Origin of the sequence: Paenibacillus sp. GCM10027630 (genome assembly GCF_042676305.1) — a bacterium.
Classification (GTDB): Bacteria; Bacillota; Bacilli; order Paenibacillales; family NBRC-103111; genus Paenibacillus_S.
On the sequence record NZ_JBHTGY010000051.1, the window covers coordinates 18,438 to 41,866 of the forward strand.

The following is a 23,429-nucleotide window of genomic DNA, read 5'->3' on the forward strand; positions in this document are numbered from 1 at the left end:
CGAACCCCGAACCCCGAACCCCGAACCCCGAACCCCGAACCTAGCGATTAGCACGCGTTGGAAAGTGGCCTCATCTCTGCTATTTGCTGAGAATACCCAGGAAGGGCTATTTCAAAAGGGTGAAACCTAATGAGTGAATAAATGAATCCCATAGAATGTGCAAAAGAATCTTTAAGCTTGAGGGTTCTTTTGCAACTCTATTTTCACGATAATGGTGGATGTGCTGTTCCAAAATGAATTTTGGGACAGCACTTTCCAAGGACGCCGCAAGGCATTTTTCTTAATAAACAAAAGATCAGGATTCACATTGACTCTAGGCGATTTCAATGATAAACTTACGATTACATTCTTTATTTTGGTAGTATGGTATCGCACTAAAGCGTTTGTGAAAATTATTAAGTTTAATATAGGTGGGTGAGGGTCGGTGTCGAAACCGAAAGTGTTTGAAAAACCAACCGGGGTTAAAGATTATTTGCCGGCGGCTGTAGCTAAGCTGCGTGCTATCGAAACTAATGTTCTGCAATGTATGGAGCGTTGGGGCTATCAGGAAATTATAACACCGACATTGGAATTCTACGATACGGTTGGAGTAGCAAGCTCCACCGAGGACCGCAAGCTATTTAAGCTGCTGGACCGTAATGGGACGACTTTGGTCATGCGCTCCGATATTACAGCGCCGATCGCGCGTGTAGTGTCTTCTTTGTTGAAGGATCAGGCTTTTCCGATTCGGCTATCTTATCATGCGAATGTTTTTCGCGCGTTTGAAGCTGAAGCTGGTCGCGATGCGGAGTTTTTTCAGACTGGAGTTGAACTTGTAGGAGATGCTTCCTCTGAGTCAGATGCAGAGGTCATTGCGCTAGCAATCGCCAGCTTGCAGGCTGCGGGAGTCCAAGAGTTCAAGATTGCGCTTGGCCATGTAGGCTTTTTAACAGGACTGTTCAATGAAACGCTGAAGGATCGCCTAGATGCACAGCAAAGCTTGAAGGAATGCTTGTTAAACCGCGATTATGTAGGCTACAGGGAAACCATCAAATCTCTTGGGTTGACCGCGGGGGTACAGCAGGAGCTTGAAGGCATATTAAGGCTTCGCGGCGGGCAGGAAATATGTACACAAGCTAAGCAGGTTACGAAAGATCCGATAGCGCAGCAGTCCATAGCCCATCTTTGTGAAGTGTGGGATGTTCTGAAGGCTTACGGTGTTTCGGAGCATGTATTAATCGATTTGACGATGATTGGAGATTTCTCTTATTATACAGGCATGACTTTTGAAGGCTATGCGGCGGATCTTGGTTTTCCGGTGTGCAGCGGCGGGCGTTATGATAATCTGTTGACTCAATTCGGGCGTCCGGCTCCGGCAACGGGCTTTGCACTTAAAACAAATCGCATCCTGGAAGTGGTGAGCAAGCGTCCAATAGAGGAGCCTCATCGGGTGCTGATCACCTATACGGCCTCTAAACGTGAGGAAGCGTTCCGTAGAGCGAAAGAGCTGCGTGATCAGGAGAGGTCGATGGTGGAGACCAGGCTGGTATCTGACTTCATTGATGGGAATCAAGCTCAGCAGTTGGTGGCAGTAAGGCAATTGGACGGGACCTATAGTGTGAATGGTATCGCGTATCAAAAAGTGATCGAGATCGGTTAAAGGAGCATAAGAGCATGCAGGATATATTGAAGGTTGCAATGCCCAAGGGGCGTATTTATAAGCAGGCCTCCAAGCTGTTTCGTGAAGCAGGGTTGACCATCCCGGATGATATTGATGATTCGCGAAAGCTTATCATTTCGGTGCCGGAAGCAAGAATGGAATTTATTATGGCTAAGCCGGTTGATGTTCCAACCTATGTAGAGTACGGAGTGGCGGATATTGGAGTTGTAGGCAAAGACGTGCTGATGGAAGAGAATCGCAACGTTTATGAGCTGTTGGATTTAGGCATCGCCCGCTGTAGGATGTCGGTTATAGGGCTTCCCGATTGGGAGCCGGTATTGAACCCGCGGGTGGCAACGAAGTATCCGAACGTAGCTTCTCAGTACTTCCGTGAAAGAGGGCAGCAGGTGGAGGTCATTAAGCTGAACGGCTCCATTGAGCTGGCTCCTCTGATTGGTTTGGCCGATCGGATCGTCGATATGGTTGAAACCGGGAAAACCTTGGAAGAGAACGGCTTGGTGGAGCAGGAGCAAATTTTTTCGATTACAAGCCGCTTGATAGCTAATCGTGTCAGTTACCGGATGAAAAACGAAACGATCCAGGCACTGTGCGACAAACTGCAGAACCTGATTGCTTCAACTGGCAGGGTGTAAGGAAATACGGAACTATTCAGGATATCAGGGGGGATACAGGATGAAGATCATGCCGGCAAGTGAATTTTCGCTAGAGCGGCAGGTGGAATATGGCTCGGAGGAGCAGAATATCGCCGTGAAGAGCATTATTGAAACGGTGCGGCGCGATGGCGATGCGGCGCTGCGGAGCTTCGCTCAGCAGTTCGACGGCGTTAGCGTTGGCGAGTTGCGCGTGAGCGATTCTGAGATTGAGGCCGCCTATGCGAAGGTGGACGAGAGCTTCCTCGCTGCGATCCGAGAGGCAGCGGACAATATTCGACGCTTCCATGAGAAGCAGAAGCGTACGTCCTGGATGGATCTGCAGCCCGACGGCAGCATCCTGGGTCAAGTGATCCGGCCGCTGAAGCGGGTCGGATTATACGTTCCAGGAGGGAAGGCGGCGTATCCGTCATCCGTCCTGATGAACGCTATTCCGGCACAGGTTGCCGGTGTGCCGGAGATTGTGATGGTTACGCCGCCAGCTACCGCCGGTATCGATGGCATCGATCCGCACATTCTGGTGGCGGCAGCGGAAGCGGGCGTCCGCGAGATCTACCGTGTCGGCGGAGCGCAGGCGGTTGCCGCGCTCGCTTACGGCACGGAATCGATCCCCGCGGCGGATAAGATCGTGGGCCCCGGCAATATCTACGTTGCCCTGGCCAAGCGCTACGTGTTCGGCGCTGTCGATATCGACAGCATCGCCGGCCCGAGCGAGATTGTCGTGCTCGCCGACGATACGGCGGACGCCGCTTACGTGGCGGCGGACCTGCTGTCGCAGGCCGAGCACGACGAGATGGCGTCGGCGATCCTGATCACGCCGTCGCAAGCACTGGCGCAGGCCGTGGTGGCCGAGGTCGCCCGCCAGCTGGAATCGCTCCCGAAGCGGGACATTGCCGCTCAGTCGATTCGCGACAATGGCGCGATCCTGACGGTCGCGAGCCTCGAAGAAGGCGTGCGCGTCGTCAATCAGCTCGCGCCCGAGCATCTTGAGATTCTCACGGCCGACCCGTTCCAATATTTGAGCTCTATCGAGAATGCAGGCGCGATATTCCTTGGGTCCTACAGCTCTGAGCCGGTCGGCGATTACTTCGCAGGGCCGAACCATGTGCTGCCTACGAACGGTACGGCGCGGTTCTCCTCGCCGCTCAATGTGGATCATTTTATGAAAAAATCCAGTGTCATCTACTATAGTAAGGAAGCCTTGCTGCAAAATGGGGAGAAAATTATCGCCTTGGCACAGCATGAAGGCTTGGAAGCACATGCAAGAGCGATTCAAATACGATTGGAGAAAGAAGGGAATTCCCATGGCTGACCAGCAGCAGGCCGCACGTTCGGCTCAAATTACGCGCAAAACGAATGAAACGGATATTCAGCTTTCCTTTAACGTTGATGGAACCGGTATTTCCGAGCTTGAAACGGATGTTCCGTTCTTAAATCATATGCTTGACTTGTTTACAAAGCACGGACATTTTGACCTGCGCGTGAATGCGGTAGGGGATATCGACATCGATGACCACCATACGGTGGAAGACATTGGTATTTGCCTCGGACACGCGCTTCGTGAAGCGTTAGGGGACAAGAGGGGAATTAAGCGTTACGCGAATGTATTTATCCCGATGGATGAAGCGTTGGCACAAGTCGTGATTGATGTGAGCAACCGTCCGCATTTTGAATATCGCGCTCAATATCCATCCGCACAGGTTGGCAGCTTTTCAACTGAAATGGTGCAAGAATTTCTGTGGAAATTCGCATTGGAAGCTCGTGTTACGCTGCATGTCATCGTCCACTATGGGCAAAACACGCACCATATGATTGAAGCCATCTTCAAGGCGCTTGGGCGTGCGGTTGACGAAGCAACGAGCATTGACCCGCGCGTGAAAGGCGTGCCATCCACGAAGGGAGTGCTGTAGCATGATCGCCATTATCGATTATGGCATGGGCAATTTGCACAGCGTGAGCAAGGCTGTGGAGCGTCTCGGCTATGAAGCTGTCGTAACGTCTGACGAGAGCGAGATTCTGGCAGCTGACGGCGCGATATTGCCGGGAGTCGGCGCCTTCGGCGATGCGATGGAGCAGCTGCGCGAGTCGCGTCTGGACGGGGCGGTCGTGCGCTACGCGCAGACCGGCAAGCCGCTCTTGGGCATCTGCCTCGGGATGCAGCTGCTGTTCACCAGCAGTGAGGAGCACGGCTCCCACGAGGGGTTGAACCTGCTGCCTGGGCAGGTTGTACGTTTTCAAGGCAGCTACAAAGTGCCGCACATGGGCTGGAATCGTCTGCTGTATAAGCAGCAAAGTCCACTGTTTGCAGGCATTGAAGAAGGGCATGTGTACTTCGTGCACTCGTACCATGCGCTGCCTGAGCAGGCTTCCGATCTGCTGGCGGTAACGGATTACCACCAGCAGGTTACAGCCATTGTTGGACGTGGAAATGTGTATGGGATGCAATTTCATCCGGAGAAAAGCGGCAGCTTAGGAATGAAGCTGCTCGGTAATTTCCTCGATTTATGCAAACCGTAAGTATGTTGCAATAGGACTTCAGTTTACCGTACTTATTTAATAGGCTTCCGATTTGTAGCTAATGCTTTAGGAAAGTAAAGTTTTGCTTTGGCAAAACTCTAAGGAGGGAAACAAATGCTGGCAAAACGGATCATTCCATGTTTGGATGTGAAAGATGGCCGTGTAGTAAAGGGAGTTAATTTCGTCAATTTGCGCGATGCCGGCGATCCTGTCGAATTGGCTGCGATTTATGACCGGGAGGGTGCCGATGAGCTGGTATTCCTCGATATTTCGGCTTCGGTGGAAGGCCGGGCTACAATGGTGGAGGTTGTGAAAAAAACAGCAGGTGAAATTACGATTCCCTTCACTGTAGGAGGCGGAATATCCAGCGTGGACGACATGAAGCGGATGCTTCGGGCTGGCGCGGATAAAATCGGCATCAATACGGCAGCAGTCAAAAATCCCCAGCTTATTTCAGACGGAGCACGTCGTTTTGGTTCACAATGTATCGTTGTTGCTATTGATGCCCGCTATAACGAAACGTGGGGAGAGTGGGAAGTGTTCACCCATGGCGGACGCAACGAAACCGGCATTAAGGCGCTGGAATGGGCGAAGCGGGTAGAAGAGCTTGGAGCAGGCGAAATTCTGCTGACCAGTATGGATGCAGATGGGACGAAGGATGGCTTCGATCTGCCTTTAACCAAAGCCGTATCCGAAAGTGTGGGCATTCCGGTAATCGCCTCCGGAGGTGCAGGGTTAAAGGAGCATTTTTACGACGTATTTACAGAAGGCAAAGCGGATGCGGGGTTGGCCGCAACGATTTTTCACTATAAAGAGCTTACAATCGATGAGGTTAAAGACGACCTTAGACAAAAAGGAGTGGAGATCCGATGAGCAACGAACAAGCTGGCGGTGAGCAAGCTGGATTAAGCGGAGAACAGCTGAATGCAGCAATTAAATGGGATGCGCAGGGACTGGTTCCGGCAATCGTGCAGGATGCGGCAAGCAAGGATGTACTCATGCTGGCTTATATGAATCAGGATTCTTTAAAGCTGACTATTGAATCAGGAGAAACTTGGTTCTGGAGCCGTTCACGCAGTGAGCTATGGCATAAAGGTGCAACATCAGGCCATATTCAAAAAGTGAAAGCTTTGAAATATGATTGTGATGGAGATACACTGCTGGTGTTGGTGGATCAAGCAGGTCCTGCCTGCCATACAGGGAAATACAGCTGTTTCTATAACGAGGTGCCTGTAAACGGAGCCGTCAAGGAACAAGCTGCGCAAGCAACTGAGACTGCCGGTGGTGACCGTTTCGCCATGCTGTCCAGACTGGAATCGGTTATAGCAGAGCGTGATGCAGAGCGTCCGGAAGGTGCTTATACCACGTATTTGTTTGAAAAAGGGATCGATAAAATATTGAAAAAGGTTGGCGAGGAAACCGCTGAAGTCATCATTGCCGCTAAAAATCGCGATAATGAAGAGCTTCGCTACGAATCCAGCGATCTGATCTTCCATCTGATGGTTCTGCTGCGCGAAGCGAAGCTGCCGTTAGATGATGTGATGAGAGAGCTTGACCGCCGCCACAAAAAATAGTAGTTCACTCTTACGAAGAAGGCTTTCCTTATGGGAAGCTATTAAGGAGAGATTCCAATGCTCATTGACTATCATACCCATCATGTCCGCTGTGGGCATGCATCGGGTGAGCTTGAGGAATACGTGCAAAAGGGCATTGAGCTCGGACTGACCCAATTGGGGCTGTCCGACCATATGCCCTTGCTGCATGTAGACCCAGCCACTTACTTGCCTGGTATGGCAATGCCAATGGAGGAGCTTCCGCATTATGCCGAGGAAGCCTTCCGCTTGCAGCAGCAATATAAAGGTCAGATTGATATCCGCGTAGGCTTGGAAGGCGATTATATTGAAGGCTATGAAGCCGAGATCGAACAGATCATACAAGCATATCCATGGGATTATGTAATAGGATCGGTGCATTTTCTTGGGGAATGGGATATATCCGATTTCCGGCAGCTGGATCAGTGGAAAGAACGGGATGCCTACCAGGTGTATCAGCAATATTATGATGCGGTACAAAAGACAGCGAAAACCGGCTTCTATGATTACATTGGCCACATTGACGTAATCAAGCGTTTTGGCTTCAAGCCTGAGCAAAATGTGGAGCATTTGGAGAACGATGCTCTTCGTGCGGTTAAAGCTGCAGGGCTAGCGATAGAATTGAATGCATCCGGATTGCGGATGCCTGTGAACGAAATGTTCCCAAGCCGCCGCATGCTGGAATTATGCTACGAATGGGGCATTCCTTTAACAATCGGGTCCGATGCCCATCAGCCGGAACGGCTGTCACAGTACTTGGATCAGGCGGTTGCTCTGTTAAAGGATATCGGTTTCACAGAATTGGCTACCTTTCAAAAGCGTAAAAGAAAAATGATTGCCTTCTAAAAACCTGTAAAAATCGGCATGTAAAAATTGGAATACCCCTGTTTTTCACTGAATCGCCTTTTTCTTAATGCATTCTTTTCATGTATAATATAGTTGAGTATTATTGTATAATGACATTTGGCGAATAAATGTATCGGAATACGGCCTGCTGCGTAATACAAATCGTAGGGGTTTTATTGACTGCAAAATGTAAACAATCCAACGGAGGTAACCATGTACAGCGACAAATTGAAAATCTTTTCGGGATCTTCCAATCCTCAGCTTGCAGAACGTATTTGTAAGGAATTGGGCGTCCCACTGGGCCAAATCAAGCTCTCCCGGTTTAAATGCGGAGAAATTTACTGTCTCTACGAAGAAAGCATACGGAATTGTGATGTATTTTTAGTGCAGACGTTCTCTCATCCGATTAATGAGCATTTTATGGAGCTTTTGGTAATGATGGACGCGGCCAAACGCGCATCTGCCAGAACGATTAATCTTGTCGTACCTTATTATGGTTATTCCCGTCAGGAACGTAAAGCGGCCCCGCGTGAGCCGATTACGGCAAAATTGGTTGCTGATTTATTGAATACTGCCGGAGCTGATCGCGTAATTACGATTGATTTGCATGCGCCTGCGATTCAAGGATTTTTCAATATCCCGGTTGATCATTTGACAGGGCTGGATCTGTTAAGCAGTCATATCAAAAATAAAAATATTGATGATTTGATCGTTGTATCCCCGGATGCGGGTGGTGTGACGAGAGCTGAGAACCTGGCCAATGTGCTTGGTGCGCCTATCGCTATGATGTTTAAGAAACGCTATGCCCATAATGAGTCAGCAGTTACACATGTCATCGGTGATGTGGAAGGTAAAACTCCGGTTATCATCGAGGATTTGATCGATACAGGAACAACGATTGTCAACGTGGTTGAGGGCTTGAAGGAAAGAGGCGCTAACGACGTTTATATCTGTGCCACCCACCCTGTGTTCTCGGGGCCTGCTCTGCAGCGGTTGGATCATCCGAACATCAAGGAAGTCGTTATAACCGACTCCATTGCGATTCCGGACGACCATTCATCCCGTTTCACGGTATTGTCCGTTGCTCCATTGCTTTCCAATGCCATTCGGATTATTAAAGACGGCGGCTCGATTAGTTCGCTATTTAAATACGGCGGCGTATAAGAAGTTTAACTATTTTGTTTATTTTTTCAGGAATGTGCTATACTTTTGATAGTAATAACGCTGGTTTCTTGCAAATTCCAGACGGAACCGGAGGTGCCTTGTTTAATGGAGAAGAAAAAGCGTGCTAACCCAACCCAACCACCAGCTAAAGTGATCTCGATGAAAATGGATGCCACGTTCTTTTTCGAACGAGCCGTTCAATCCTTGGACAGATTTCATTATGATAAGGCATTAAAGTATTTTCGTCGCGCAGCCGAATACGAGCCGGAAAATGCGGTTAATCATTGTAACTTGGCTGGGCTTCTCTCGGAGATGGGAAATTATAAGGAATCTAATCGTATCCTTCAGCAGGTATTGGATCAGATTGATCCAGCTATGACAGAATGTTATTTCTACATGGCCAATAATTATGCCAACATGGAAGATTATGAGTTAGCTGAAAAAGCAATTATCCACTATTTAGAGAATGACCCTACCGGCCAATTTTTGGAGGAGTCTGAGGAAATGATCGAGCTGCTCAGCTATGAGCTGGATCGTCCGACCAAGCTTACTTCTATAAAAAGCCGTGAAGGAATGTTCGAACATGACCGTGCCCGGGCTATGCTTGAGGAAGGCAAATTTGCTGAAGCGGTCCGTATATTGGAGAAAATAATTAAGAAGCATCCCGACTTTATGGCGGCACGTAATAATCTGGCTTTGGCGTATTATTACATGGGTCATTTTGAGAAGTCGATCGATATGATAAAACAAGTGCTGGAGCTGGAGCATGGCAACTTGCATGCATTGTGCAACCTGGCCATCTTTTACCAGCATTTCGGTGATAAGGAAAATCTCAGTGAATTGATGGGTGTTTTGCGTAAAACCTATCCGTTCCATCAGGATCATGTGTTTAAACTGGCTACCACAATGGGTATCTTAAGTGAACATGAGACGGCGTACCGTTTGTTCAAGCGACTGCTGAAAACCGGGGAAGCTGGTCTTGATCCTTGTTTATTTCACTATACCGCGGTTGCTGCCTACAATACCCAGAAATATGCGGAAGCTGAGCGTCAATGGCGTCAAGCTAATAAGTTCGATCCCGGCTCGGAAATCCCCAGCTTTTATCTGAATCTGCTGCACAAAGCGCGTGATGAGGAGGTAAAACCTCCGGTGAGCTATCACTACCATCTTCCTTTTGAAGAGCAGTTCAGAGGCTTGGAAAAGTCTACGGAAGGTTTGCCCGACCACTTGAAACGTGATCCGTTGGTGCGTTCGTCCTTTTTCTGGGCATTGCGCCACGGGGATACAGAAACGAAATTACAGGTTATTCAAGCATTTGGCTTGATTGCTGATAATGAAGTGAAGGAAGCTCTACTCGAATTCATTCAGGAACCGGGCGAAGACGATTACTTGAAAAAGGTAGCTATTTTCGTGTTGCGTAATATTGGCTTGCACGAGCCGGTTACGGCTGTTCTGGACGGAAGCAAGATTACAGTCCCGGCCTCTCCATTCTCGCCGAATTTACCGGTATGGGAGCCTAAATGGCAGCAAATTATGGATATGGCCATGAAGGAAATGGATCGCCGTTACGATATGGTACAGCAGTATGACCTTCAGACTTTGTGGGTAGAATATTTGTCTCGTGTATACCCAATTTATTCTCCCAAAATTTCGAAGGTTGAAGGCTGGGCGGCAGCGCTTGAATATTTAACGGCCAAAATGCACCGTCGTGCGATCTCGTATCATGAGCTGGCTCACAGGTACAAAGTATCGGTTGCAACCATAAGCAAGAATGTGAAAATCATTGACGAAGCGTGTGGACTTAAAGAGAAAATGGAAGCTATTTTCCCCAAGTTTTCGAGCTTTGATCATAAGATAAAATAAGCGACCTGCTTATTTAAGGAAGTTTCGCTTGGGTGAAACTCTATAGATGCTTACGATGCTGGTTTTGCTGACGCGAAACTTTTAGGAGGAGTCATTTTGTACAAAACAATCGTTATAGGTACAGGTCCTGCGGGGCTCACTGCAGCTATTTATCTGGCACGTGCCAATCTGAATCCTTTGGTTATTGAAGGGCCTGAACCAGGTGGTCAGCTTACAACAACGACAGAGGTAGAGAACTTCCCTGGATTTCCTGAAGGCATTATGGGGCCTGAATTAATGGATAATATGCGCAAACAAGCGGAACGCTTTGGCGCTGAATTCAAGACGGGCTGGGTCAACTCGGTTGATATGTCAAAGCGTCCATTCAAGCTGTCGGTAGAAGGCATGGGTGACATTGAGGCGGAGAGCATCATTATCTCTACAGGCGCAACAGCCAAGTTATTAGGTATTGAGAATGAAAAGGAAAGCATGGGACGCGGTGTCAGCACCTGTGCAACCTGTGATGGATTTTTCTTCCGCGGCAAGAAAATCATCGTTGTTGGCGGTGGGGATTCAGCCATGGAAGAAGCGAACTTCCTGACTCGCTTTGCAACTGAAGTTAAGCTGGTTCACCGTCGCAATGATCTGCGTGCTTCGAAGATCATGCAGGACCGTGCTCGGGAGAATCAGAAAATTGCTTGGGATCTTAATAAGACGCCACTAGCCGTAATTTCGGGAGATAAGGGCGTAACGGGTTTAAAAGTGAAAAACAACGAAACAGGTGAGGAAGAAGTTATCGAGACCGACGGTATTTTCGTTGCTATCGGACATAGACCGAACACAGACTTCCTCGCTGGACAAATTACTACAGACGAAACAGGTTACATCGTTGTGAAGCCGGGGACGTCGCTGACGAATGTTGAGGGCGTATTTGCATGTGGTGATGTGCAAGACAGCAAGTATCGTCAGGCCATTACAGCGGCTGGCAGCGGTTGTATGGCTGCCCTGGATTGTGAGAAGTTTTTGGATGGTCATGCGGTTCACGATTGGAGTCAATCGCTGTAAATACAAGGAGACGTGGAGCACTGGGCTTCACGTTTTTTTATACTTTCCCCCTCCCAAACCCTCCCCGCCGGGAGGGCTCCAAGGGCTGCTGCCCTCTGGACACCCGAAAAATATAGGAGTGGGAGGCGAGTTGGTGCTTCGTATGATGTTGTAGATAAAGGATCGCTTCCGTCCCTATGGGACACGCTTCCAGTTAGTGCTAGCAGTAACAAGCACAATGATTTGGTGGGAATTGTTCTTATTAAAGGGGATAGTGGCTATAAGTCAGCAACCGTTCTATATATAAGCGATAGCAGCCGCCTCAAGGTGTTTATCCCAAGATTTTCTCTATCTTGACCTGTGGATAGGGTTGGCTTATAGTTGATGGTGGAGCATTATGTGATTATATGTTTATGAGGTGACAAGGCATGGGAGAAAAGGTATATGTTGGAGTCGATTTAGGGGGAACCACTATTAAAGTGGGGCTTTGTGACATTAATGGAAAGCTGCTTCATACTTATGAAGGGCCGACTGGGACGGAGCACGGCGCGGATGTTGTGCTGGAGAACATCGCGAGCTATGTTCGCAAGCTTATTTCGGACACTTCTTATGATTGGGAGCAGGTAGCCGGCATTGGAGCAGGCATCGCTGGATTTATGGATATTCCTGAGGGCTTCATCAAGCTGTCACCTAATTTAGGTTGGCGCAACGTGCCTGTTAAGCAAATTCTTGAAGAAAAGCTGGGTAAACCAGTGAAAATCGATAATGATGCTAATGTAGCGGCATTGGGCGAAGCGTGGAGTGGCGCTGGAGCAGGCATACCTAACTTGGTATGCTATACCCTCGGGACTGGTGTAGGCGGCGGCATTATCGTTGGTGGAAAAATATATCAAGGCTTTAAAGGTATGGCTGGAGAGCTGGGCCATATGAGATTGGTTCCAGACCTGGAAGCTATTCAATGCGGCTGTGGAATGAATGGCTGTCTGGAGACGGTTTCTTCCGCAACAGGAATAATTAGAATGGCGAATGAAGCAGTGGAACGCGGCGAGCATACCTCTTTGGCTCTAGTAGAAGGCATTACGGCTAAGGATGTGTTTGATGCAGCTAAATCAGGTGATGATGTTGCTCAGCGGATCGTTAATCGTGCAGCCAACTATTTGGGTAAATCGATGGCTATGGTATCGGTTGTGTTGAACCCTCAGCGGTACATTATCGGTGGCGGTGTTTCTAAAGCAGGGGATATCTTGTTCGATGCGATTCGTCATTATTTTCACGAATATGCGCAAGAATCAGCAAGTGAAGGCGTGGATATTGTGCCCGCTACACTAGGTAATGACGCTGGTGTTGTCGGAGCCGCTGGTTTAAATCTGCATTCTTAATTTTCCGATTTTGAGTGTATGTCTCTTAAGGGTTGTCCTATTCATATTTTGTTTGATTCGAGGCTCTCGTTTAGTTCTGTTGTCTCTATCTTTCAATAAACTAAAAGTAGACAACATTCATTCAAGTCTTTAAGTCTTTAAGTCCTAGAACAAGCGCGCTAATTACCGCGCGCTTATATATAGATATAGCGAGTGGGCAAACCATTATATTTGCGAAGGGTAAGGGGATGTGTCGGAGAGTTTACGTGCTTCATTTTGAAAGTGAGTTCCCTACCGCATAGTTTAATCAGAGGAACTCACTTTCAATAGAAGCCGGAGGCACTCACCTACCCGCAGCAACCTCGATGGTTAGCTCGCGAGCGCCCGGAGGAGGAAGTACCCATGGAAGAAATGCATACCTTGGGCAAGCTGGTCATTATTACTGGTATGTCTGGAGCAGGCAAGACGATCGCGGTGCAAAGCTTAGAGGATCTCGGTTTTTTCTGCGTGGATAATCTTCCTCCCGTATTAATTCCCAAATTTGCGGAGTTGATCGAGCAGTCGAAGGGCCGCATTGGCAAAGTGGCGCTTGTAATCGATTTGCGCGGAAGAGAGTTTTTCACTTCCTTATCGGAATCGCTTCGTTATGTGAAGGAAAATCACACGCTGACCTATGAAATTCTATTTTTGGATGCTACCGACGCTATCCTCGTACAGCGTTACAAGGAGAGCCGCCGTAAACATCCACTAGCACCGACGGGAGTGCCACTGGAAGGGATTCATCAGGAGCGTAAGCTGTTGGAGGAACTCAAAGGCGTAGCTACTCAGGTTATTGATACAAGCAACCTGAAGCCTGCGCAGCTGAAAGAGAAGATTGTATCCCGATTCACCAATCTGGAACTGGGCGGCATATCTATAAATGTAATCTCTTTCGGCTTTAAGTATGGAATTCCGATTGATGCTGATTTAATTTTTGACGTGCGGTTTTTACCAAATCCGCATTATGTCGACGCCCTTCGTCCAAATACCGGTCAAGACCAGGATGTTTACGATTATGTCATGAAGTGGAGTGAAACACAGGAGTTTCTAACCAAGCTGCTCGATATGCTTCACTTTTTGGTGCCGCAGTATAAGAAAGAGGGTAAAAGCCAGGTTGTAGTCGGGATCGGTTGTACGGGTGGCAAGCATCGTTCCGTAGCTATTGCGGAGTATCTCGGTAAAGTAATGGATAATAGCGAAACGGAAATTATTCGGGTAAGCCACCGCGACTCAGAGCGGGATCGGGTTGAGGTGAAAAAATGACAAAGGATCACGAGGAAGGTGATCAGCCCCGCATCGTCGTAATCGGTGGAGGAACAGGTTTATCCGTCATGCTTCGGGGATTGAAGGAGAAGCCGATGGATATTACCGCTATCGTGACGGTTGCGGACGACGGAGGCAGCTCAGGCATTTTGCGCTCCGAATTGGAAATGGTTCCTCCAGGGGATATCCGCAACGTTCTAACTGCGCTGGCAGATGTAGAGCCCTTGCTCGGTAAAATGCTGGAGTATCGTTTTCAAAAAGGTCAGGGATTGGCCGGCCATAGTTTGGGTAATCTAATTTTGGCTGCAATGCAAGACATTACCGGTGATTTCGTAACTGGCGTTCGGGAGCTTAGCCGAGTATTTGCAGTGCGCGGCAGAGTGCTTCCCGCAGCTGACCATGCGATAGTGCTGAAAGCAGAGATGATGGATGGCACGATTGTTGAGGGGGAGTCCAAAATCCCCAAATCCGGCAAAGTCATTAAACGGGTGTTTATTGAACCGGCAGATGTATCGCCCCTGCCTGAAGCAGTAGAGGCTCTAAGGCGCGCTGATGCAATTCTGGTGGGCCCGGGCAGCTTATACACGAGCATCCTGCCAAACCTCCTTGTTCCTGAAATTACGCGGACAATTGTTGAGTCGAAAGCGCTCAAAATGTTCATCTGTAACGTCATGACGCAGCCAGGAGAGACGGATGGATATGCCGTAAGCGACCATTTGCGTGCGGTTCGTGATCATGTAGGGCAAGATTTATTTGATTATGTTATTGTAAATAATGGAGAGATTCCTCCTCAGGTTCAAAATAGGTACGCGGAAAAAGGCGCAAAGGTCGTCCATCTCGATCTGGATGAGGTAACGAAAAAAGGATACAAGGTCATTGCTGACCAACTGGTATTATTTCGCACCTATCTTCGCCATGACGCCGATAAATTAAGCCAGCACATCTATCAATTGGTGGAGAACTGGATGATTAAGAAGAGGTGACTATATCATGTCCTTCGCCTCACAAACGAAAAAGGAATTAACCATGATTCAGTCGGATGACTGTTGTGAAACGGCAGAGCTATCAGCATTGATTCGGATGAATGGCTCCGTACAATTGACGAATCAACGGATCGTACTTGATATCTCTACAGAGAACGCTGCCATTGCGCGACGGATTTATTCTTTGTTGAAAAAGAAATTTCGTGTTCACATTGAGCTGCTTGTCCGAAAAAAGATGCGATTAAAGAAAAACAATGTGTATATTGTGCGAGTGCCCCAGCAGGTGCAGGAGATATTGGCCCAAATGCAAATTGTGTCCGAAGGGTTTATATTTACTCCCGGGATTGAAGCGGTGATTCTTCAAGACAGCTGCTGTAAGCGAGCCTATTTGCGGGGGGCTTTCCTGGCAGGCGGATCCGTGAACAATCCTGAAGGTTCCTCCTACCACTTGGAAATCTCGTCGATGTATGAAGAGCATTGCCAGGCATTATGCGATTTGGCTAATGAGTTTGATTTGAATGCACGCTGTATTGAACGTAAGAAGGGTTTCGTGTTCTATATTAAGGAAGGCGAGAAAATAATCGAATTCCTAAGTCTAATTGGCGCTCACCAAGCTCTGTTCAGGTTTGAGGATGTCCGGATTATGAAGGATATGCGCAACTCCGTCAATCGGTTGGTGAATTGTGAGACAGCTAATTTAAATAAGACTATCGGAGCGGCTGTAAGGCAGATCGATAATATTCGGCTGCTGCAAAAGGAAGTCGGTTTAGAAAACTTGCCTGAGAAATTACGTGAGGTTGCAGAAATTCGTATGAAGCATCCGGATCTGAATTTAAAAGAAGTTGGCGATATGTTAAAAGGCAGCGTCAGTAAATCCGGGGTTAATCACCGTCTTCGTAAAATCGATGAATTAGCGGAAAAAATCCGAAAAGCTTAATTGTTAATAAAGGGCAACGATAACCTCGTGTGAAGCAGGATTGGATGTCACTAAAGTACAACCATTAACTCAAGCGAAGCGAGGTTGGTTGTCACTCTTTTTTAGGTAAATTTTTCGGTAAATATAGAATTTTTGTGTAAATGCACATTATTCCTAGTGTATCGGATTGAAAAATGATATAATAATTGATAAATCGCTTTTTTCATGGTCATTTATCTGAGAATGGTCATTTGCTATTAAAGATGTAGGGGGTATTGGTTGGAATGTCGAAACGCCCAGTAGTTGTGAAGTTGAAAACAGGCCTTCATGCCAGACCGGCGGCACTATTCGTTCAAGAAGCGAATAAATTCTCTTCCGAAATCTTCGTTGAGAAGGATGAGAAGAAAGTGAATGCCAAAAGTATCATGGGTATTATGAGCCTGGCGATCAGCACAGGTACGGAAGTTTATATTAGTGCTGAGGGTTCGGACGCAGAACAGGCTGTAAACGCTTTAGTCACATTAGTAAGTAAAGAGGAACTTGAAAACCAATAACCGACCGCAGAGGGCTTCCAATCAGGAAGCTTTTTTTGTTTGGTGACTTGCACGAAATGGACACATTTCCAAATAATGATTTGTATGGTCTGCCAATAAAAGCGCAACCTTTTCTTAATAAGAACGTCTATTATGACGTGTCTTCAGCCGAAAAGGTTTTTTGTTGTTTTCATTTATTAAATTTTTTTAAGGTTTGAGCGTAATAAGGAATTTTTTGCAAAAATTCTAAGGAGTAGAGAGATGAAACAGATGAAAAGAGAACTATCACTGATCGCCATTATCGCATTATTATTCGCAGTATTCAGTCCTACATTTGTATCGGCGGCACAACCAATGTCAACAGCTTCCAATTATATTTTGCTTTATGTTGATAAAGTCGAAGCATTTTTGAATGGAAAACAGGTTCAGTTGGACTCACCAGCGACCATTATTAAAGATAAAATGTTCGTTCCTGCCAAATTTTTAGGTGATGCCATGGGAATGAAGGTTGAATGGAACGATAAAACACGGCAAATTACAATGACGACGCCGGGCTACAATATCGTACTAGACAGCGATCGAAATTCAGTGTGGGTTAATGGATTGATGCAGCCCTTTGACTCTGCCGCTGCTATTAGCAAGGAAGGCAGGCTGTTGATTAAGCTGACATGGCTGGCTGATTATATGGGAGCGCGTTACACATATAACGAGGAGCTGCGGCGCGTAGAAATTATTCATACGGTAAAGCCGGCCGGGATTTACATTCCCAATACGGGCAACTCGAAACCTGTGGCTAAATTTTCGTTTGCTAAATCAACCTATCAAATTGGCGAACCGGTCAAATACGTAGACCTGAGTTATGATCCGGATGCCGAAGGTATTGCTAAATTCGAATGGACTGGTAAGGAAGAAGCTTTCTTTACGGCAGGAACCTTTCCTGTTACTCTTACCGTTTGGGACGGACATGGCAATAAAAGCGATACGTATACCCGCAACATCACGATTGAAGATAAAACGTATTTGAGCGCTATTGAATATCCAATTTATATGAAGCCTATAGGCGGTTTTATTAAAACGGATTGGAGTATGCTGTGGGGTAACTTCTGGAGCTTACCGCAGCTGCCTAAACAAGTCACAACAGACAATACAAGAAAGCTGTTGGTTAGTGATAGTCCGGAGGAGTTCACAGAAAAAGGGATTTTGTACCAGGATAAAGTTAAAGGCAAAGGACGGCTCTATGCTGACCACATTAACGGAACGAAGGAAAAAGTAACGTTAGCTATTCTGGCAAGGAATACTACAGATAAGCCTGTAACAATCAAGACAACCAATAAAGGCGAGGTTTGGCCATCTGTATACGCCAATCTGATTGGTAACGAAGCTTCAGTTGATTTCTTGATGAACGATCCGCGTAATGATTCGATGACAGTACCGGCCAAACAGACATTTATTTATTCACAAATGCCTGAGTTTTATCCGGGGCAAGGCGTGAACCTGTTCTACGATGTGGAAACAGACGGAGAGATAGAGTTTTCCTTCGTAGCAACGGATGCAGTAAATCAGAATACGCTGACCCAGCTTCCGCTTCTGCCCTTCACAGGACACGTGAGAGGATCGTTTCCTGTATCCGAGGTGAAGTGGGGTATAGACGCCAGTTCCTTCACTACGCCATCGAGGATTATCATTGGCGACGGTACAACGGATCCATTCCAGCCGGGATACGACCCGATGCGTAAAAAGGATGTTACCAACGACGGCAACTATGGGGTGATTTATAAAATTCACGCCGATAAGCCTCGCAAAATGGCAGTTATGATACTGGCCTATGGAGGAGTATTTAAAGGCCCGTTCAAAATTAACGGCGAAATCCGTCTGGTGCCTGAATCGGGTGTGATAACTGCATTTGACGGCATGCAGATTTTAGCCAGAACGACGGGCAAGGAAGACTCGCTTGATATTGAATTTACCCCGCCGGCGGGTTCGGCGTTTCCAATTGATTTAATATTTTACCCATTGGACGATAAATAGACGCACTTTGAATGGGTTAATTGGGCAATTGAAGTGTAATACGGCGTAAAACAAAGAAAAACCGTTTTGATAACCTGCCAATAGAGCGGGTGTCAAAACGGTTTTTTGATAATATCAGACTTTATAAGTTTTCAGCAGAGCTGAAGAAGTCTGATATTGCAAGAAAAGCTACAACTTAGACACGAATGTATCTTCCTCGAAAGGGCTTCGATCAGAAGCTTTTCTTATATTAAGTTGAAAGTTTAGCTGCGCTCGATTACTTTATCGATAAGGCCATAAGCGCGTGCTTCTTCTGCATACATGAAGTTATCGCGGTCCGTATCCTTCTCGATTTGCTCAAATGATTGGCCGGTCCGTTCAGCCAGGATGGTGTTAAGCTTGTCGCGCATTTTGAGAATCCGCTTAGCGCGAATCTCAATGTCGCTGGCTTGCCCTTCGGCACCGCCCAAAGGCTGATGGATCATAACTTCGCTGTTAGGCAAAGCAAACCGTTTGCCTTTAGCGCCAGCTGCGAGAAGGAAGGCGCCCATTGAAGCGGCCATCCCGACACAAATCGTGGAGACATCAGGCTTAATAAACTGCATCGTATCGAAGATGGCCATCCCTGCTGTAATGGAGCCGCCCGGGCTGTTGATATACAGATGAATGTCTTTGTCTGGATCTGTTGCGGCCAAAAACAAAAGTTGGGCAATGATTGAGTTAGCTACAACATCATTAACCCCGGTTCCTAGAAAAATAATGCGATCTTTCAGCAAGCGGGAGTAAATATCATAAGCGCGTTCCCCTCTTGCATCGGGTTCAACTACCATTGGAATGAAACTCATAGGTTGCAGCCTCCTTAAATTCATAGTGACAACCAACTTCGATTTGCGTGAAGCAATGGTTGCACCTGATGTGGTTGGTAACACTATACCCATCATAGCGGAAAAACAAACTAAGGTCAACAAAGGTCAAACAAACGCAACTAAAAAACCTCTCACTGCGTAGCTTTCAAAAAAGAAGCTGCTGCAATAAAGAGGTTGGAAGGTTAGAAGTAATGGCGCGCTCGCAAGGAATCGAACCTTGATCTCAGGCTCCGGAGGCCTACGTCATATCCATTGGACCACGAGCGCATATTGTATATAATTGTTAAGGTTAATTTGACGAGCAAAAGTTATTATATGATAATGCTCTGAAAAAAGCAACCTTATGTTTATCAGATAATTATTTAGGAAGTGCTGATCCTCTAAATGGCTAGGTACTAGTGGCTATAAATAGCGCAAAACAGAGAATAATCCACATTTTTTGTCCAAATTGTGATTTTTAGTTGAAATTAGCTTACAGATTTTATATACTATAAGTGCTAAGTGGATTGCTTAGTACTTTTTTTGGAAGTTGTGGGACTGAAAATGTAATACCGGGACGAAAATGGTCCATGTTTGAGCGGGAGAGTGTTCCATGAGAGAAATACTCAATATTCAAAAGCAGCTTCTTCCGGATCTATTGGACACCATGAAGGAGCGGTATACCATCCTTCATCACATTATGGTTTCGGGTGTTGTAGGCCGCCGAACATTGGCGGGGTCGCTTAATATGACAGAACGTGTTCTGCGCAGTGAGGTCGAATTTTTGAAGGCTCAGGGCTTGCTTGAGATTGAGGCGGCCGGTATGCGAATCAGTGAAGCGGGACGGCAGCTGCTTGAGAGCATCGAACCGATGGTCAAGGAATTGTTCGGCTTGAATGAGCTGAGTGAGCGTATACGGAAGCATTTTGGTTTAAAGCAGGTTATCATCGTACCGGGCGACTCGGACACATCACCGCATACGAAGAAGGAATTAGGTCGCGCGGGAGCAGCTGTGCTTCGTAAGTACGTGTCCAAGGACGAAGTTATTGCCGTAACCGGCGGTTCGACGATGGCAGAGGTCGCTTATCATTTATCCTCATCAACATCGCTCAAGGGCAGCTGGTTTGTACCGGCTCGCGGCGGGCTGGGGGAAAGCGTTGATTTCCAAGCCAACACAATCGCTTCAACGATGGCTAAGAAAACAGGAGCCAGCTACAGACTGCTGCATGTTCCTGATCAGCTGGGCGAGGATGCTTATCAATCTTTAATGCAAGATACTACCATTACAGAGATCATTGAGTTCATCCGCAAGGCTCGTATCGTCATTCATGGCATGGGAGAAGCTATGGTGATGGCACGCCGCCGCAAGGTTGACGATGCAACAATAGCCAGCCTTCAGCATGAAGGAGCATTGGCCGAAGCATTCGGGTACTATTTTGACCGGAGGGGTAAAATTATTCATAAAATGCCTACCGTCGGCTTGCGTATCGATGATATTCAGGAAATGGATTGTGTGATTGGAGTTGCAGGCGGAAAAAGCAAGGGAGAAGCAATCGTTTCGGTACTAAGCTTCGGACATGAGGATATATTGGTGACCGACGAAGCCGCTGCAATAGAAATGGTTCAAATGCTGCCATCTTGATAGGTTCTTACCTGTCTTGACATAAATTAAACTATTATTCTTTAGGAGGCCTTTCACATGGTAAAAGTAGGTATTAATGGTTTTGGACGTATCGGTCGTAACGTATTCCGCGCATCTTTCAATAACCCAGAAGTAGAAATCGTAGCAATCAACGATTTGACTGACGTAAACACATTGGCTCATTTGTTGAGATACGACACTACTCATGGCAGATTCAATGGTACTGTAGAAGCAACAGAAGGCGCTTTGATCGTTAATGGCAAAACCGTTAAAGTATTTGCTGAGCGTAATCCTGAGAACTTGCCTTGGGGAGCTAACGGTGTTGAAATCGTTGTTGAATCCACAGGTATTTTCACAGCGAAAGACAAAGCTTCCCTTCACTTGAAAGGCGGCGCTAAGAAAGTAATCATCTCCGCTCCAGCTACTGATGAAGATATCACTATCGTATTGGGCGTAAATGAAGATAAATACGATCCTGCAGCGCATACCATTATCTCCAACGCTTCTTGCACAACTAACTGTCTGGCTCCTTTCGCTAAAGTATTGAACGACAAGTTCGGTATCGTAAAAGGTATGATGACAACTATTCACTCGTACACAAATGATCAATCCGTATTGGATCTTCCACATAAAGATTTGCGTCGTGCTCGTGCAGCTGCTGAAAACATCATTCCTTCAACAACTGGCGCAGCAAAAGCAGTATCCTTGGTATTGCCTGAACTAAAAGGCTTGTTGAACGGTATGTCCTTCCGCGTGCCAACTCCTAACGTTTCCGTTACGGATCTGGTTGCTGAATTGAAAGTAAACGTAACAGTTGACGAAGTTAATGCAGCATTGGAAGCAGCAGCTAACGGTCCTTTGAAAGGCGTGCTGAACTTCTCCGTTGAGCCGCTTGTATCCAGCGACTACAATGGCGATCCGGCTTCTTCCACAATTGATGCTTTGTCCACTATGGTAGTTGGCGACAACATGGTTAAAGTAGTTTCCTGGTACGATAACGAGTGGGGCTATTCCAACCGCGTAGTAGACTTGGCTGCTTTTATTGCTAAAAAAGGTTTGTAAGATCCAATTGTGGTTATGACGTAGGTTTGTTAAAAATGTTCGCCTAGTTTGTGCAAAATGGGATGTACTTCCGGGTTCTGTTGAGAATGGATTCTTTGATTAAAATTGGTAGCTGTTATAATCCATTCTCAAAGGAACCTCGCTAACGCTCTCCAGTACATTCCCATTTTGTCTTTTGGAGGAACATTGAAAACAAAAAAACGGCATACCCACAATTTTTGTGTGTAGAAAGAAAAAAACGGGAGGCGTGATCGGGATGAACAAAAAAAGCGTTCGTGACGTAGAAGTAAGCGGCAAAAGAGTGTTTGTACGGGTGGATTTTAACGTACCGTTGGAGAACGGCGTAATTACCGACGACACGCGTATTCGTGAAACAGTACCAACTATCCAGTACCTGGCGGAAAGAGGCGCTAAAGTCATTCTGGCGAGCCACTTGGGCCGTCCTAAGGGTGAGGTTGTTGAAGAACTTCGCTTGACTGCAGCGGCTAAGCGTTTGGCTGAGCTGTTGGGTAAGCCGGTAGTAAAAGCAGACGAAGCAATCGGAGATGCGGTTAAAGCACAAGTTGCTGCACTAAATGATGGCGATGTTCTGCTTCTTGAGAACGTGCGTTTCTATGCAGGCGAAGAGAAAAACGATCCGGAATTGGCGAAAGCTTTTGCCGAGTTGGCTGATTTGTATGTGAATGATGCTTTCGGAGCAGCTCACCGGGCTCACGCTTCCACAGAAGGAATCGCACACTATCTTCCTGCAGTATCCGGCTTGCTGATGGAGAAAGAGCTGGAAGTATTGGGTAAAGCGTTGAATAATCCAGAGCGTCCTTTCACAGCTATTGTAGGCGGAGCGAAGGTTAAAGATAAAATTGCCGTAATCGAAAAGCTTATCGATATCGCAGACAACATTATTATTGGTGGCGGCTTGTCCTATACATTCTTCAAATCCAAAGGCTATGAAATCGGTAAATCCCTCGTGGACAACGACCGTTTGGAGCTTGTTAAAGAGTTCGAACTCAAAGCCAAGGAAAAAGGCGTAAACTTCCTGCTTCCTGTTGATATCGTTGTAGGCGATGCTTTCAGTGCTTCCGCTAATACGAAAGTTGTGCCTGTAGATTCGATTCCGTCGGATTGGGAAGGCTTTGATATCGGACCGAAAACTCGTGAAATTTATGCTGAAACGATCAAAAACTCCAAGCTGGTTGTTTGGAACGGGCCGATGGGCGTATTCGAGCTTGAGCCTTACAAAAACGGTACGGAAGCTGTAGCTAATGCTTGCGCAACTACTGAAGGTTACACAGTAATCGGCGGTGGCGATTCAGCGGCGGCAGTTGAGAAATTCCATCTAGGCGATAAAATGGATCATATCTCCACTGGCGGCGGCGCTTCCTTGGAGTTTATGGAAGGTAAAGAGCTTCCAGGCGTTGTAGCATTGAACGATAAGTAAGAGTTGAACCAAACAGTCAAATACAAAG

21 protein-coding genes and 1 tRNA gene are annotated in these 23,429 nt (G+C 46.9%); 20 read left to right on the plus strand and 2 right to left on the minus strand.

Features of this window, described 5'->3' with window-relative positions; genetic code table 11:
* The first annotated feature begins 424 nt into the window (after window positions 1–424).
* The 17 genes from ACFQ0C_RS24440 (at window position 425) to ACFQ0C_RS24520 (ending at window position 18,435) form a co-directional block, all read left to right on the plus strand.
* Window positions 425–1,639 (plus strand): ATP phosphoribosyltransferase regulatory subunit, encoded by a 1,215-nt coding sequence (locus ACFQ0C_RS24440; protein ID WP_379370456.1) that lies wholly within the window; start codon window positions 425–427, stop codon window positions 1,637–1,639.
* A 14-nt stretch (window positions 1,640–1,653) separates the two neighbouring features.
* Complete coding sequence (hisG, locus tag ACFQ0C_RS24445) at window positions 1,654–2,292, plus strand: ATP phosphoribosyltransferase (protein ID WP_258217776.1); 639 nt, start codon at window positions 1,654–1,656, stop codon at window positions 2,290–2,292.
* A gap of 40 nt (window positions 2,293–2,332) precedes the next feature.
* The gene (gene hisD / locus ACFQ0C_RS24450; protein WP_379370458.1) at window positions 2,333–3,622 is read left to right on the plus strand and encodes a histidinol dehydrogenase; all 1,290 of its coding nucleotides are present in this window, start codon (window positions 2,333–2,335) and stop codon (window positions 3,620–3,622) included.
* The gene (gene hisB, locus ACFQ0C_RS24455) at window positions 3,615–4,220 is read left to right on the plus strand and encodes an imidazoleglycerol-phosphate dehydratase HisB (RefSeq protein WP_258217774.1); all 606 of its coding nucleotides are present in this window, start codon (window positions 3,615–3,617) and stop codon (window positions 4,218–4,220) included. The genes hisD and hisB overlap by 8 nt, the downstream gene beginning before the upstream one ends.
* A gap of 1 nt (window position 4,221) precedes the next feature.
* The gene (gene hisH / locus ACFQ0C_RS24460) at window positions 4,222–4,827 is read left to right on the plus strand and encodes an imidazole glycerol phosphate synthase subunit HisH (RefSeq protein ID WP_379370461.1); all 606 of its coding nucleotides are present in this window, start codon (window positions 4,222–4,224) and stop codon (window positions 4,825–4,827) included.
* Window positions 4,828–4,941: 114 nt separating this feature from the next.
* The gene (gene hisF / locus ACFQ0C_RS24465) at window positions 4,942–5,700 is read left to right on the plus strand and encodes an imidazole glycerol phosphate synthase subunit HisF (protein WP_379370463.1); all 759 of its coding nucleotides are present in this window, start codon (window positions 4,942–4,944) and stop codon (window positions 5,698–5,700) included.
* Entirely contained in the window at window positions 5,697–6,401 is a 705-nt protein-coding gene (gene hisIE, locus ACFQ0C_RS24470; RefSeq protein WP_379370465.1) for a bifunctional phosphoribosyl-AMP cyclohydrolase/phosphoribosyl-ATP diphosphatase HisIE, read from the plus strand. Before hisF ends, hisIE begins: the two co-directional genes overlap by 4 nt.
* A gap of 57 nt (window positions 6,402–6,458) precedes the next feature.
* Window positions 6,459–7,265, plus strand: coding sequence for a histidinol-phosphatase HisJ (hisJ, locus tag ACFQ0C_RS24475; protein WP_379370467.1), 807 nt, complete (start codon window positions 6,459–6,461; stop codon window positions 7,263–7,265).
* 213 nt (window positions 7,266–7,478) lie between these two features.
* The gene (locus ACFQ0C_RS24480; RefSeq protein WP_258217769.1) at window positions 7,479–8,429 is read left to right on the plus strand and encodes a ribose-phosphate diphosphokinase; all 951 of its coding nucleotides are present in this window, start codon (window positions 7,479–7,481) and stop codon (window positions 8,427–8,429) included.
* A gap of 105 nt (window positions 8,430–8,534) precedes the next feature.
* The gene (locus ACFQ0C_RS24485) at window positions 8,535–10,292 is read left to right on the plus strand and encodes a tetratricopeptide repeat protein (protein WP_379370469.1); all 1,758 of its coding nucleotides are present in this window, start codon (window positions 8,535–8,537) and stop codon (window positions 10,290–10,292) included.
* Window positions 10,293–10,388: 96 nt separating this feature from the next.
* On the plus strand, window positions 10,389–11,336 hold the full coding sequence (gene trxB / locus ACFQ0C_RS24490) for a thioredoxin-disulfide reductase (protein ID WP_258217767.1): 948 nt from the start codon (window positions 10,389–10,391) through the stop codon (window positions 11,334–11,336).
* 407 nt (window positions 11,337–11,743) lie between these two features.
* Window positions 11,744–12,694 carry an ROK family glucokinase gene (locus ACFQ0C_RS24495; protein WP_379370472.1) on the plus strand — a complete coding sequence of 317 codons (951 nt, stop codon included), beginning with the start codon at window positions 11,744–11,746 and terminating at the stop codon, window positions 12,692–12,694.
* Between the two features lie 381 nt (window positions 12,695–13,075).
* Window positions 13,076–13,975: an RNase adapter RapZ gene (rapZ, locus tag ACFQ0C_RS24500; protein WP_258217765.1), complete on the plus strand. Its 900-nt coding sequence runs from the start codon at window positions 13,076–13,078 to the stop codon at window positions 13,973–13,975.
* On the plus strand, window positions 13,972–14,958 hold the full coding sequence (locus ACFQ0C_RS24505) for a gluconeogenesis factor YvcK family protein (RefSeq protein ID WP_258217764.1): 987 nt from the start codon (window positions 13,972–13,974) through the stop codon (window positions 14,956–14,958). The genes rapZ and ACFQ0C_RS24505 overlap by 4 nt, the downstream gene beginning before the upstream one ends.
* 7 nt (window positions 14,959–14,965) lie before the next feature.
* The gene (gene whiA, locus ACFQ0C_RS24510; protein ID WP_379370475.1) at window positions 14,966–15,895 is read left to right on the plus strand and encodes a DNA-binding protein WhiA; all 930 of its coding nucleotides are present in this window, start codon (window positions 14,966–14,968) and stop codon (window positions 15,893–15,895) included.
* 263 nt (window positions 15,896–16,158) lie between these two features.
* The gene (locus ACFQ0C_RS24515) at window positions 16,159–16,428 is read left to right on the plus strand and encodes an HPr family phosphocarrier protein (protein ID WP_076230567.1); all 270 of its coding nucleotides are present in this window, start codon (window positions 16,159–16,161) and stop codon (window positions 16,426–16,428) included.
* Between the two features lie 240 nt (window positions 16,429–16,668).
* Window positions 16,669–18,435, plus strand: coding sequence for a stalk domain-containing protein (locus ACFQ0C_RS24520; protein WP_379370477.1), 1,767 nt, complete (start codon window positions 16,669–16,671; stop codon window positions 18,433–18,435).
* A 242-nt stretch (window positions 18,436–18,677) separates the two neighbouring features.
* Here the strand turns inward: ACFQ0C_RS24520 and clpP are convergent, their stop codons facing one another.
* A complete protein-coding gene (clpP, locus tag ACFQ0C_RS24525; RefSeq protein ID WP_258217761.1) occupies window positions 18,678–19,259 on the minus strand; it encodes an ATP-dependent Clp endopeptidase proteolytic subunit ClpP in 582 nt (193 codons plus the stop codon).
* Between the two features lie 213 nt (window positions 19,260–19,472).
* A tRNA-Arg gene (locus ACFQ0C_RS24530) sits at window positions 19,473–19,547 on the minus strand.
* A 325-nt stretch (window positions 19,548–19,872) separates the two neighbouring features.
* Here ACFQ0C_RS24530 and ACFQ0C_RS24535 point away from each other — a divergent pair.
* The 3 genes from ACFQ0C_RS24535 to ACFQ0C_RS24545 all read left to right on the plus strand — a co-directional run bounded on the left by ACFQ0C_RS24535 (window position 19,873) and on the right by ACFQ0C_RS24545 (window position 23,401).
* The gene (locus tag ACFQ0C_RS24535; RefSeq protein WP_258217760.1) at window positions 19,873–20,901 is read left to right on the plus strand and encodes a sugar-binding transcriptional regulator; all 1,029 of its coding nucleotides are present in this window, start codon (window positions 19,873–19,875) and stop codon (window positions 20,899–20,901) included.
* A 57-nt stretch (window positions 20,902–20,958) separates the two neighbouring features.
* Entirely contained in the window at window positions 20,959–21,963 is a 1,005-nt protein-coding gene (gene gap / locus ACFQ0C_RS24540) for a type I glyceraldehyde-3-phosphate dehydrogenase (protein ID WP_258217759.1), read from the plus strand.
* A 256-nt stretch (window positions 21,964–22,219) separates the two neighbouring features.
* Window positions 22,220–23,401: a phosphoglycerate kinase gene (locus ACFQ0C_RS24545; RefSeq protein ID WP_379370480.1), complete on the plus strand. Its 1,182-nt coding sequence runs from the start codon at window positions 22,220–22,222 to the stop codon at window positions 23,399–23,401.
* The last annotated feature ends 28 nt before the right edge of the window (window positions 23,402–23,429 follow it).